Below are 12,853 nucleotides of genomic sequence, written 5' to 3' on the forward strand. Positions count from 1 at the left end.
GTTTTATCATTCAGTGACACGGTCCGCAATGGCTAAAACTCGCCGACGGTAAAACGCGGCCGCCGTCACACAACAGAATCTATCGGCTTGATGTAATAAAACCGACATATTTGCTGTCAGGTAAGCCGTTTCGCCCGGCTGGCCTTCGACCATTCTGCATTTGCGCAGCGCGGACATATTCGTTTTTCTCCCGCCTGCATCGCCATTACGATGCTGCAGCGCACGCAGGCATAGATCCCCTCTTGCGGAATGGTGGTATAGCGTGTGGTACAATGCGCTGGAAGGATCGATAATCCGGCCCTCACCTCTTCATCGGGATAATAAAACACGCTGATCTGCCCGTTGGTTTCGAGGATTGCCAGCCGGACCTGGCCAAGCTGCTCGACGCTGTTGACCCGCAGCTCCATAAAAAATTCGAATTCGGTCATGTTTTCCGCATGCAGCTTCTCCCAGGCCAACTGCCCCTCTTCCACCACTACGATAGGTTTCCCCTCCAGTAGATCCTCCAGCTTTTCGCTATGCCCCATCAGCCACATAATGCCGCGATACAGTAGCGCCAGCGTAACGAAGACCACCAGCACCGGCAGCAGCGGCACATCGTCATAAAACGCCACGTCACCCGCCGCCGAGCCGAGGGTCAAAATAATCAGCACCTCGAACAGCGACATCTGCCGCACGCCGCGCCGTCCGGTAATCTTGAGGAAAATAAAGACCAGAACGAAGGTATAGAGGCTGCGCAACGCCACCTCCGCCAGGAATTCCACCGGTACTTTATCGAGCGCCATCCGCTGCCAGTCAAAGGCTTTCATTTTCCATCTCCCTGTGTATTAAAGATGCCTCTAAGCATAGCCAGATGATGGAGATAGCACCTGTCAGATAAAAGCCGTATCATTGCGCGCTTTCCGTACGACAAAAGTGATCGCCATGACCCAAACGTTTATTCCCGGCAAAGATGCCGCCCTGGAAGATTCCATCGCTCGCTTCCAGCAGAAATTGCTCGACCTCGGATTTGATATCGAAGAGGCCTCGTGGCTGAACCCGGTGCCGCACGTGTGGTCCGTTCACATTCGCGATAAAGCGTGCGCGCTGTGCTTTACCAATGGTAAAGGCGCCACCAAAAAGGCAGCCCTGGCCTCCGCGCTGGGCGAATATTTCGAACGTCTGTCCACTAACTATTTCTTCGCCGACTTCTGGTTAGGCGACACAATCGCTAACGGCCCGTTTGTTCACTACCCGAACGAAAAGTGGTTCCCGCTGACTGAGGATGATGAAGTCCCGGAAGGTCTGCTGGATGCCCGCCTGCGCGCGTTCTACGATCCTGACGATCAGTTAACGGCCAGTATGCTGGTGGATCTGCAGTCGGGTAACGATGAGCGCGGCGTGTGCGGTCTGCCTTTTACCCGCCAGTCCGACGGCGAAACCGTCTATATTCCGATGAATATTGTCGGCAACCTGTACGTCTCCAACGGCATGTCCGCCGGTAACACCCGCAACGAAGCGCGGGTACAGGGTCTGTCAGAGGTCTTTGAACGTCACATTAAAAACCGCATCATCGCTGAAAGCATCAGCCTGCCGGAGATCCCGGCGGAAGTCATGGCGCGCTATCCGGGCGTCGTGGAGTCGATCGCCAAACTGGAAGCTGAAGGTTTCCCGATCTTTGCCTATGATGGCTCGCTCGGCGGCAAATATCCGGTTATCTGCGTCGTGCTGTTTAACCCGGCTAACGGCACCTGCTTCGCCTCCTTCGGCGCCCACCCGGACTTTGGCGTGGCGCTGGAGCGAACCGTCACCGAACTGCTGCAGGGCCGCAGCCTGAAAGACCTCGACGTCTTCACGCCGCCAACCTTCGATGACGAAGAGGTCGCCGAGCACGCGAACCTCGAAACCCACTTTATCGACTCCAGCGGCCTGATCTCCTGGGATATGTTCAAGCAGGACGCCGACTATCCATTCGTTGACTGGAGCTTCTCTGGTACTACCGAAGAAGAGTTCGCCACCCTGATGGCCATCTTCAAGGCCGAAGATAAAGAAGTGTACATCGCCGACTACGAGCACCTGGGCGTTTACGCCTGCCGTATCATCGTCCCGGGGATGTCGGACATATACCCGGCGGAAGACCTGTGGCTGGCGAACAACAGCATGGGCGCTCATCTGCGGGACACCATTCTGTCCCTGCCGGGCAGCGAGTGGGATAAAGAAGATTACCTGGCGCTGATCGAGCAGATGGACGATGAGGGTCTGGATGATTTCACCCGCGTTCGCGAACTGCTGGGGCTCGCCACCGGAAAAGACAACGGCTGGTATACCCTGCGCGTCGGCGAGCTGAAAGCGATGCTGGCCCTGGCCGGCGGCGATCTGGAACAGGCGCTGATCTGGACCGAGTGGACCATGGAATTTAATGCTTCGGTCTTCAGCGCGGAGCGCGCGAACTACTATCGCTGTCTGCAAACCCTGCTGCTGCTGAGCCAGGAAGAAGAGCGTCAGCCACTGCAGTACCTGAACGCCTTCATCCGTATGTACGGCGCAGACGCGGTCGAAGCCGCCAGCGCGGCGCTGAGCGGGGAAGCGCCGTTCTATGGTCTCCAGGCGGTCGATAGCGATCTGCAGGCCTTCCCGGCCCATCAGTCGCTGCTGAAAGCCTATGAAAAACTGCAGCGGGCGAAAGCGGCGTTTTGGGCAAAATAAGCCCAGCTTGCGCCATCGTTCATGCTTACAACGGAGCCCTCAGCGGCTCCGTTATTTAACCCTAAGAAAGCGCCTCCTATAATTTGTAGTTGTAAAGTTAATTAATGTTAAATAACGCCATTTCATCATTTATCAATTGTTAAATTTAATAAAAATACTCCATTTTAATTAACTCAAAAATGGGGTAAAAAAGAAAAAATTCAACATTATTTATAAAATTTAAAAATTATTTTCTCTATACATTTCATGAGCTTACTGATAATTTCAATAAAAACCACACACTAAAAAGGCATATAGTTCCGGTGAGATATGATCTATATCAATTTCCCTTCTATAATGCTTTGTTAGTATCTCACCGCCAACTTATATAAAGAGAGAGTTAGTGTGAAAGCTGACAACCCTTTTGATCTTTTGCTCCCTGCCGCGATGGCGAAAGTCGCCGAAGAAGCAGGTGTCTATAAAGCAACGAAGCATCCGATGAAGACGTTTTATCTGGCGATCACCGCTGGCGTTTTCATCTCCATCGCTTTCGTATTCTATATCACCGCGACCACCGGCACTGCCGCGATGCCTTATGGGATTGCCAAACTTATCGGTGGGATCTGTTTTTCTCTGGGTCTGATTCTGTGCGTTATCTGCGGCGCTGACCTCTTTACCTCTACGGTACTGATCGTGGTGGCCAAAGCCAGCGGTCGAATTACCTGGGGGCAACTGGCAAAAAACTGGCTCAACGTCTATTTTGGTAACCTGGTGGGCGCGCTGCTGTTTGTGCTGCTGATGTGGTTATCAGGCGAATATATGACTGCCAACGGCGGCTGGGGGCTAAACGTTCTGCAGACCGCCGACCACAAAATGCATCATACTTTTGTGGAGGCCGTGAGCCTGGGTATCCTCGCTAACCTGATGGTTTGTCTCGCCGTATGGATGAGCTATTCCGGTCGTAGCCTGATGGATAAAGCGATGATCATGGTCCTGCCGGTAGCGATGTTCGTTGCCAGCGGCTTTGAGCACAGCATCGCCAACATGTTTATGATCCCGATGGGTATCGTAATCCGCAACTTTGCAAGCCCGGAATTCTGGACCGCCATCGGTTCGACTCCGGAAAGTTTCTCTCACTTGACCGTTATGAACTTCATCACTGATAACCTGATTCCGGTAACTATCGGGAACATTATCGGCGGGGGTCTGCTGGTCGGGTTGACATACTGGGTCATTTACCTGCGTGGCAACGACCATCACTAAGGGTTGTTTCAGGCAGTAAATAAAAAATCCACTTAAGAAGGTAGGTGTTACATGTCCGAGCTTAATGAAAAGTTAGCCACAGCCTGGGAAGGTTTTGCGAAAGGTGACTGGCAGAATGAAGTCAACGTCCGTGACTTTATTCAGAAAAACTACACCCCATATGAAGGCGACGAATCCTTCCTGGCTGGCGCGACTGAAGCGACCACCAAGCTGTGGGACACCGTAATGGAAGGTGTAAAACAGGAAAACCGCACTCACGCGCCTGTTGATTTTGACACTGCCCTGGCTTCCACCATCACCTCTCACGACGCGGGCTATATCGAGAAAGGTCTGGAAAAAATCGTTGGTCTGCAGACCGAAGCGCCGCTGAAACGTGCGATCATCCCGTTCGGTGGTATCAAAATGGTTGAAGGTTCCTGCAAAGCGTATAATCGCGAGCTGGACCCGATGCTGAAAAAAATCTTCACAGAGTACCGTAAAACTCACAACCAGGGCGTTTTCGACGTCTATACCCCGGACATCCTGCGCTGCCGTAAATCCGGCGTGCTGACGGGTCTGCCGGATGCTTACGGTCGTGGTCGTATCATCGGTGACTACCGTCGCGTTGCGCTGTACGGTATCGACTTCCTGATGAAAGACAAATTCGCCCAGTTCAACTCTCTGCAAGCGAAACTGGAAAGCGGCGAAGACCTGGAAGCGACCATCCGTCTGCGTGAAGAAATCGCTGAACAACACCGCGCACTGGGCCAGATCAAAGAGATGGCGGCTAAATATGGCTATGACATCTCCGGTCCGGCGACCACCGCTCAGGAAGCGATTCAGTGGACCTACTTCGGTTACCTGGCTGCCGTGAAATCTCAGAACGGCGCGGCAATGTCCTTCGGTCGTACCTCCAGCTTCCTGGATATCTACATCGAGCGTGACCTGCAGGCGGGTAAAATCACCGAGCAAGACGCGCAGGAAATGGTTGACCACCTGGTCATGAAACTGCGTATGGTTCGCTTCCTGCGTACCCCGGAATATGATGAACTGTTCTCCGGCGACCCGATTTGGGCAACGGAATCCATCGGCGGTATGGGCGTTGACGGCCGTACTCTGGTGACCAAAAACAGCTTCCGCTTCCTGAACACCCTGTATACCATGGGGCCGTCTCCGGAGCCGAACATTACTATCCTGTGGTCTGAAAAACTGCCGCTGAGCTTCAAGAAATTCGCCGCTAAAGTGTCCATCGATACCTCTTCTCTGCAGTATGAGAACGATGACCTGATGCGTCCGGACTTCAACAACGACGACTACGCTATCGCATGCTGCGTAAGCCCGATGGTTGTTGGTAAGCAAATGCAGTTCTTCGGCGCTCGCGCTAACCTCGCGAAAACCATGCTGTACGCTATCAACGGCGGCGTGGATGAAAAACTGAAAATGCAGGTTGGTCCGAAATCTGAACCGATCAAAGGCGACGTCCTGAACTTCGACGAAGTAATGGATCGCATGGATCACTTCATGGACTGGCTGGCTAAACAGTACGTCACCGCGCTGAACATCATCCACTACATGCACGACAAGTACAGCTACGAAGCCTCTCTGATGGCGCTGCACGACCGTGACGTTATCCGCACCATGGCGTGTGGTATCGCTGGTCTGTCCGTTGCTGCTGACTCCCTGTCTGCTATCAAATATGCGAAAGTTAAACCGATTCGTGACGAAGACGGTCTGGCTATCGACTTCGAAATCGAAGGCGAATACCCGCAGTTTGGTAACAACGACCCTCGCGTCGATGACATGGCCGTTGACCTGGTTGAACGTTTCATGAAGAAAATTCAGAAACTGCACACCTACCGCAACGCTATCCCGACTCAGTCTGTTCTGACCATCACCTCTAACGTGGTGTACGGTAAGAAAACCGGTAATACCCCAGACGGTCGTCGCGCTGGCGCGCCGTTCGGTCCAGGTGCTAACCCGATGCACGGCCGTGACCAGAAAGGTGCAGTAGCCTCTCTGACCTCCGTCGCTAAACTGCCGTTTGCTTACGCGAAAGATGGTATCTCTTATACCTTCTCTATCGTGCCGAACGCGCTGGGTAAAGACGACGAAGTTCGTAAGACCAACCTGGCAGGTCTGATGGATGGTTACTTCCATCACGAAGCGTCCATCGAAGGTGGTCAGCACCTGAACGTGAACGTCATGAACCGCGAAATGCTGCTCGACGCGATGGAAAACCCGGAAAAATATCCGCAGCTGACCATCCGCGTATCTGGCTACGCCGTACGTTTTAACTCCCTGACCAAAGAACAGCAGCAGGATGTTATTACCCGTACCTTCACTCAGACCATGTAATTCCCTGTCTGACTGAAAAGGCGTACAATAAAGGCCCCACATCAGTGGGGCCTTTTTAACAAGCATTCCCCACCCCAGCCTGCTTTGCCAGTTATCTATACTTTGGGTACCTGTCAAAACAGACTCGACGCAGCCGCTGAGCTGCGCACCAACACGGCCCCGGATGGGCCACATCTGGAGAAAACACCGCAATGTCAGTTATTGGTCGCATTCACTCCTTTGAATCCTGTGGTACCGTTGATGGCCCGGGCATCCGCTTTATTACCTTTTTCCAGGGCTGCCTGATGCGCTGCCTGTACTGCCATAACCGTGACACCTGGGATACCCACGGCGGCAAAGAAATCACCGTTGAAGAATTAATGAAAGAGGTGGTGACCTATCGTCACTTTATGAATGCTTCCGGCGGCGGCGTCACCGCCTCGGGCGGTGAGGCGATCCTGCAGGCGGAGTTTGTTCGCGACTGGTTCCGCGCGTGTAAGAAAGAAGGCATCCACACCTGCCTGGATACCAACGGCTTCGTACGTCGCTACGATCCGGTTATCGACGAGCTGCTGGAGGTAACAGACCTGGTGATGCTGGATCTCAAGCAGATGAACGATGAGATTCACCAGAACCTGGTCGGCGTCTCTAACCATCGTACGCTGGAATTCGCCCAGTATCTGGCGAAGAAGAATATCAATGTCTGGATCCGCTACGTGGTGGTTCCCGGCTGGTCAGACGATGATGATTCCGCGCACCGCCTGGGCGAATTTACCCGCGATATGGGCAATGTCGAAAAAATCGAGCTGCTGCCCTACCATGAGCTGGGTAAACACAAATGGGTAGCGATGGGCGAAGAGTACAAGCTGGACGGCGTCCATCCGCCGAAGAAAGAGACCATGGAGCGGGTAAAAGGCATCCTTGAGCAGTATGGTCACAAAGTAATGTACTAATCCCGCCCGGGCCGGTGATGCGCTTATGCCGGCCTGCAACGGCGTGGGAAGCTGTGTCCGCCCCGCCGTTTCATTCTCATGAAAAACGACTTGTCCTCTCTGCAGCAGTAAGCCTATGCGATTGCAGCAGATGACGCGCAGCATGCGCTGCGCGTTGCAGGGTCAGGCGTGCGCCACCGGCGTCGGATGATGCCCGGCTTTGCGCAGCAGGGTCAGCAGATAGATAAACGACACGCTGGCGATCATGATAAACAGCAGGTTGTCTGAGAAGTTCTGCATCAGCATCGCCGTCAGGGTCGGGCCCAGCAGGCTGCCGATGGTATAGCTCATCAGCAGCGCCTGATTCATCGCCACCAGCTGATGGTGCTCCACTTTTTCACAGGCCCAGGCCATCGCCACCGGATACAGCGTGAAACCAGATGCCCCAAGCACAAACAGCGCCGGGGCCATTGCCGCCTGACTAAGCATCGCCAGACATCCCAGAATGACCACAAAGACCTGTACCCGCAGCACCAGCAGGCGACCGTAGCGGTCTGCCAGGCGCCCTACCGGCCACTGGCCGAGGATCCCCGCACTCACCATCACCGCCATCCAGAAGCCGATGCCGGAGTCGCTGACGCCCTGATGGTTCAGCCACAGCGGCATCAGGCCATACAGCGAGCCGAGGACAATCCCCGAAATAATACAGCCATTGACCCCGTGGCGCGCCTGGCGTAGCTTCAGCATCGGCCAGATACGTACCGTTTCATGCGGCTCTTCTGCCTGCCCCATAATGCGGGTAAACAGCAACGGCAGGATCGCCGCCAGCGCCAGGCCGGTCACCCACGGCAGGACGCTCATTAAATCGGTGGGTAATTTACTGACCATCAGCTGGCCCAGTACGGTACCGACGTAATAGACCATCATGTACGCCGCCAGCAGACGACCGCGACTGCGGGAAGTGCCGCTGCAAACCAGCGCGCTTTCCACCACCACCCAGATCATCGCGCAACCTACGCCGGCGATAAAACGCCAGCTCAGCCATGTCCAGAAGCCAACGGTGATCCCCAGCCCTACGCAGCCGACGGCGAAAATTAACGATGCGAGATAATAGCTACGGTTAAACCCCAGGCGCTTGATCACCCAGCCGGCCAGCAACGTACCTGCCAGGTTGCCGGTAAAATAGGATGACCCCACCATGCCGACCTGCCAGGTTGGCATGTTTTCATGGGCGAGCCAGAGCGGGACGAGCGTATTCAGCACCGCTATCGCCAGGGTCAATAAAAGCAGGCCACAGAGCAGCATTTGCACTGGCCGGGTGTAGATGGTCATGGGTAAAAACCGTGAGGAATGTTCAGATCGCGAGCGCATCATGCCACTGCTAAAAACATTGTCAATCCACCTGAAATCAGGCGTGACGCGGTTTTGTCGGCTACGATAGAAGTTTTTTATCCAGAGGATGGAAAAAGGTGAGACAACAGATAATACGCTATTGTTTTTGCTGGTTTATTAATAAATGCCGAAGTTAATTTCAGTTGAAAAATTTCATCTATCGACAGCACGTTTTCATCATGCCGGTGGTTAGGCACCGGCATGATGGAGGTAGTTAACTGGCGACAGCCATCCCAACGGTCATATGCAGGCCATAGAATACGCCGCGGCCGATCATCTCTCCCGCCAGTATCAGAACAAAGGCCAGGCCGAGCAGCGAGACCGCCGGTTTGCGGCCGCGAATCTGCGGCACGCACCAGCAGGCCAGGGCCAGGGCCAGCAGCACCACGCGCCAGGCCATAAGCAACCCGTAATCCGGCACCAGGGCGGAGGCCTGCTGAACTGAGCTGCGGATGGTGGCAAGTTCACTTCCCTGCATCACGACCACCATAATACTGACCAGCAGCGCCAGCAAACTAACCACCGGCAGCAGGCGCAGCGCCCAACCATCGACGCCTGCGACGCGCAGCAGCAGGTAGCCCAGCAGTGGACCGCCGATAAACAGCGTCAGGAAGAAGCTCAGCGGCGTCCAAACGGTGTACCAGGTCGGCACCGTGTCGATGGTGTTGTATACCCGCACCATCATCCACACGAAAATCACGCCCAGCACCATGGTCACCACCAGCCACAGGCTCCGCAGGCCGGCAGGCAGCTTTTTGCACACGGCCAGCAGCCAGCCAATTCCGCCGACGGCGAAGAAGATCGCCCCGCTGGCGATTTCATTACTCAGCGACGAGGCTCCCACGCGATTCAGCGAATTAAAGGCCCGCAGCGGCGAGCCAAGGTGCATCGTCGAGGCAATAAACCCGATCCCCATCAATACCCACAGGCCGAACATGCTGCCCACCACGCGCTGCTCCTGCTCACGGGAAAGCTTGCCTGTCATCAGCGCCAGCGCCAGAACAATAAAGCCGCCTACGACGCACTGGCCGAAGACCGTAAAGACCATCAGCGGCCATTCATGCCATCCGTTTCCCATCTCACACCTCCTTCGGGTTCGCCAGGTAACCGGTGGTATCGCCACACGGCCGGGCATTGGCGTTAGGTTTGATAACGATACTCGGCCGGGTAAAGTGCGCCGACGGCAGCGGCGCTACCGCGGCCAGCTGGCCGTGCTTAGCGCGCAGTTCGGCAATCGGCCCGAAATCCAACGCCCGCAGCGGGCAGGACTCGACGCAGATCGGCTTTTTCCCCTCGGCGACGCGCTCGTGACAGCCATCGCACTTGGTCATATGGCCTTTGTCGGCGTTGTACTGTGGGGCGCCGTACGGGCAGGCCATATGGCAGTAGCGGCAGCCAATGCATACCTCTTCGTTGACCACCACAAAACCGTCTTCGCGCTTATGCATCGCGCCGCTCGGACAGACCTTGGTGCAGGCCGGATCTTCACAGTGGTTACAGGCGATTGAGAGGTAATAGGCAAACACGTTCTGCTGCCAGACGCCGTTGTCCTCCTGCCAGTCGCCGCCGGCATATTCATAGATGCGGCGGAAGCTGACCTCCGGGGTCAGGTTCTTGTAGTCCTTACAGGCCAGTTCGCAGGTTTTGCAACCGGTGCAACGGGCGGAATCAATAAAAAATCCATACTGAGTTGTCATCGGTTACTCCTTACAGCTTCTCAACCTGAACAAGGTTGGTATGCGACGGGTTTCCCTTCGCCAGCGGCGACGGACGCTGGGTGGTCAGCACGTTGATGCTGCCCGCCTGATCCACACGCGAGGCGTCCGGGTTGTACCAGGCCCCTTCCCCCAGCGCGACGACGCCCGGCATCATGCGCGGCGTCACCTTCGCTTCGATATGCACTTCACCCCGATCGTTGAAGATGCGAATACGATCGCCGTTGGCAATGCCGCGCTTGCGGGCGTCGATCGGGTTAATCCACATCTCCTGCCGACAGGCGGCCTTCAGCACATCGACGTTGCCGTAGGTCGAGTGGACGCGAGATTTATAGTGGAAGCCGGTGAGCTGTAGCGGGTATTTCGCTGTCAGCGGATCGTTGTAGTTTTCGAAACCCGGGGTGTAGATCGGCAGCGGATCGATAACATCCCCTTCCGGCAACTCCCAGGTGGCCGCGATTTTCGCCAGATCCTGCGAGTAAATTTCGATCTTGCCCGAAGGCGTTGTCAGCGGATTAGCCTGCGGATCCTCACGGAAGGCTTTGTAGGCCACATGATGACCTTGCGGATCGCGCTGCTTATAGATGCCCTGCTGACGGAAGGTGTCGAAATCCGGCAGGTCGGGAATCGCTTTGCGCGACTGCTCATACAGATAGCGCATCCAGCCTTCCTGGGTACGGCCCTCGGTAAACTGCTCTTCGACGCCCAGACGCTTTGCCAGTTCGCTGGTCATCTCATAGATGGTTTTGCATTCAAAGCGCGGCTTGATGGCCTGATCGGCAAAGATAACGTAGGACATGTTGCCGCAGGAGGCATCCAGCGCGAAATCCATCTGCTCGGAGGCGGTACAGTCCGGCAGCAGAATATCAGCGTATTTCGCCGAGGAGGTCATATGGCAGTCAATGACCACAATCATCTCGCATTTCTTGTCGTCCTGCAGGATTTCGTGGGTCCGGTTGATCTCAGAATGCTGGTTAATCAGACAGTTGCCCGCATAGTTCCAGATCATTTTGATCGGCACGTCGAGCTTATCTTTACCGCGTACGCCGTCGCGCAGAGCGGTCATTTCCGGGCCGCGCTCAATCGCATCGGTCCACATAAACATCGAGATACTGGTCTCAACCGGATTCTCCAGCGTCGGCATACGCTCAAAAGGCAGACTATACGAGCCCTCGCGCGCCCCGCTATTGCCGCCGTTGATCCCGACGTTACCCGTCAGAATGGCGAGCATTGAGATGGCGCGGGTGGCGATCTCTCCGTTGGCGTGACGCTGCGGACCCCAGCCCTGGCTAATATAGGCCGGTTTGGCGGTGGCAATTTCGCGCGCCAGTTTAACAATGCGTTCGCGCGGAATACCGGTAATTGTCGAGGCCCACTCCGGCGTTTTGGCGATACCGTCAATGCCCTGGCCAAGAATGTAAGCTTTGTAATGACCATTGGCTGGCGCACCGGCGGGCAGCGTTTTCTCGTCGTATCCCACGCAGTATTTATCGAGGAAAGGCTGGTCGACCAGATTCTCGGTGATCATCACCCACGCGAGGCCCGAAACCAGTGCCGCATCGGTCCCAGGACGAATCGGGATCCATTCATCTTCACGCCCGGCGCCGGTGTCGGTATAGCGCGGATCGATGATTATCATCCGGGCATTGGATTTCTGCCGCGCCTGTTCAAGGTAGTACGTCACCCCGCCGCCGCTCATCCGCGTTTCGCCGGGGTTATTGCCGAACAGCACCACCAGCTGACTGTTTTCAATATCCGATGGGCTGTTGCCGTCCGCCCAGCCGCCGTAGGTGTAATTCAGACCGGCAGCAATCTGCGCTGATGAATAGTCGCCATAATGGTTGAGATAGCCACCGCAGCAGTTCATCAGACGGGCAATCAGCGTTTTCCCCGGCGGCCAGGAGCGGGTCAGCGTCCCGCCGAGCGTGCCGGTGCCGTAGTTCAGATAGATGGATTCGTTGCCGTACTCTTTAATCAGCCGCTGCATATTGCTGGCGATGGTATCCAACGCCTCTTCCCAGCTGATTTGCTCGAACTTGCCCTCACCGCGTTTACCAACGCGCTTCATCGGGTACTTCAGACGGTCCGGATTATAGACCCGGCGGCGCATTGAACGCCCACGCAGGCAGGCGCGGACCTGGTGCAAACCGTCATAGTTATCATCACCGGTATTATCGGTTTCGACGTATTTAATCGCGCCATCCACCACGTGCATGCGCAGCGGGCAACGGCTACCGCAGTTGACGGTGCAGGCGCTCCAGACCACCTTCTCACTGGCGGGCGCCGGCGTATCGGCAGCATGCGACAGTCGGGTAAAAGGTAACGTTAGTGCGTTGCTGGCCAGCGCCAGGCCGCCTATTGCCGTGGTTTTCATCAGACCACGGCGGCTTACCTCAGCAGCCAGTAAAGCATCAGGGGCTTTAATTTTCATGGATACTCGCTTTGGTTGCTCACAATAAACTGACAAGCGTTATATAGACATATATATAATGCTTTGCGATATTATTGGTTTTTTATGCTGGTTTAATCCAAAGGGAGTATCACTGCATTCGCGAAAAGGATTATTGCCCGGTA

At 55.3% G+C, this 12,853-nt stretch carries 9 protein-coding genes; 4 read left to right on the forward strand and 5 right to left on the reverse strand.

What is annotated here, in order from left to right; translation table 11 throughout:
• Positions 1 to 116: 116 nt before the first annotated feature.
• Positions 117 to 809 carry a DUF421 domain-containing protein gene (locus KB892_RS16715; RefSeq protein ID WP_002898152.1) on the reverse strand — a complete coding sequence of 231 codons (693 nt, stop codon included), beginning with the start codon at positions 807 to 809 and terminating at the stop codon, positions 117 to 119.
• A 115-nt stretch (positions 810 to 924) separates the two neighbouring features.
• On the opposite strand from KB892_RS16715, the gene ycaO reads away from it, so the two are divergent.
• The 4 genes from ycaO to pflA all read left to right on the forward strand — a co-directional run bounded on the left by ycaO (position 925) and on the right by pflA (position 7,193).
• A complete protein-coding gene (ycaO, locus tag KB892_RS16720; protein WP_004150842.1) occupies positions 925 to 2,685 on the forward strand; it encodes a 30S ribosomal protein S12 methylthiotransferase accessory factor YcaO in 1,761 nt (586 codons plus the stop codon).
• A 384-nt stretch (positions 2,686 to 3,069) separates the two neighbouring features.
• Positions 3,070 to 3,927: a formate transporter FocA gene (focA, locus tag KB892_RS16725; protein WP_002898150.1), complete on the forward strand. Its 858-nt coding sequence runs from the start codon at positions 3,070 to 3,072 to the stop codon at positions 3,925 to 3,927.
• Between the two features lie 51 nt (positions 3,928 to 3,978).
• Positions 3,979 to 6,261, forward strand: a complete 2,283-nt coding sequence (pflB, locus tag KB892_RS16730; RefSeq protein WP_002898148.1) for a formate C-acetyltransferase — start codon at positions 3,979 to 3,981, stop codon at positions 6,259 to 6,261.
• Positions 6,262 to 6,452: 191 nt separating this feature from the next.
• Positions 6,453 to 7,193: a pyruvate formate lyase 1-activating protein gene (pflA, locus tag KB892_RS16735; protein ID WP_002898145.1), complete on the forward strand. Its 741-nt coding sequence runs from the start codon at positions 6,453 to 6,455 to the stop codon at positions 7,191 to 7,193.
• A 162-nt stretch (positions 7,194 to 7,355) separates the two neighbouring features.
• Here pflA and KB892_RS16740 read toward each other — a convergent pair whose 3' ends face one another.
• From KB892_RS16740 to dmsA, 4 genes are all read right to left on the reverse strand, one after another.
• Complete coding sequence (locus KB892_RS16740; protein ID WP_004150843.1) at positions 7,356 to 8,504, reverse strand: MFS transporter; 1,149 nt, start codon at positions 8,502 to 8,504, stop codon at positions 7,356 to 7,358.
• A gap of 274 nt (positions 8,505 to 8,778) precedes the next feature.
• Positions 8,779 to 9,642, reverse strand: a complete 864-nt coding sequence (locus KB892_RS16745) for a dimethyl sulfoxide reductase anchor subunit family protein (RefSeq protein ID WP_004150844.1) — start codon at positions 9,640 to 9,642, stop codon at positions 8,779 to 8,781.
• Between the two features lies 1 nt (position 9,643).
• Positions 9,644 to 10,261 (reverse strand): DMSO/selenate family reductase complex B subunit, encoded by a 618-nt coding sequence (locus tag KB892_RS16750; RefSeq protein WP_004150845.1) that lies wholly within the window; start codon positions 10,259 to 10,261, stop codon positions 9,644 to 9,646.
• A gap of 10 nt (positions 10,262 to 10,271) precedes the next feature.
• Positions 10,272 to 12,710, reverse strand: coding sequence for a dimethylsulfoxide reductase subunit A (dmsA, locus tag KB892_RS16755; RefSeq protein ID WP_002898141.1), 2,439 nt, complete (start codon positions 12,708 to 12,710; stop codon positions 10,272 to 10,274).
• Positions 12,711 to 12,853 lie beyond the last annotated feature (143 nt).

The sequence above is a fragment of the Klebsiella sp. P1927 genome (assembly GCF_018204675.1).
GTDB lineage: Bacteria > Pseudomonadota > Gammaproteobacteria > Enterobacterales > Enterobacteriaceae > Klebsiella > Klebsiella pneumoniae.

Excerpts from the sequence above, each read along its gene's own strand:
- KB892_RS16715 (WP_002898152.1), bottom strand. The coding sequence starts at position 809 with ATGAAAGCCTTTGACTGGCAGCGGATGGCGCTCGATAAAGTACCGGTG.
- KB892_RS16740 (WP_004150843.1), bottom strand. The coding sequence starts at position 8,504 with ATGACCATCTACACCCGGCCAGTGCAAATGCTGCTCTGTGGCCTGCTT.
- pflA (WP_002898145.1), top strand. The coding sequence starts at position 6,453 with ATGTCAGTTATTGGTCGCATTCACTCCTTTGAATCCTGTGGTACCGTT.
- pflB (WP_002898148.1), top strand. The coding sequence starts at position 3,979 with ATGTCCGAGCTTAATGAAAAGTTAGCCACAGCCTGGGAAGGTTTTGCG.
- ycaO (WP_004150842.1), top strand. The coding sequence starts at position 925 with ATGACCCAAACGTTTATTCCCGGCAAAGATGCCGCCCTGGAAGATTCC.
- dmsA (WP_002898141.1), bottom strand. The coding sequence starts at position 12,710 with ATGAAAATTAAAGCCCCTGATGCTTTACTGGCTGCTGAGGTAAGCCGC.
- KB892_RS16750 (WP_004150845.1), bottom strand. The coding sequence starts at position 10,261 with ATGACAACTCAGTATGGATTTTTTATTGATTCCGCCCGTTGCACCGGT.
- KB892_RS16745 (WP_004150844.1), bottom strand. The coding sequence starts at position 9,642 with ATGGGAAACGGATGGCATGAATGGCCGCTGATGGTCTTTACGGTCTTC.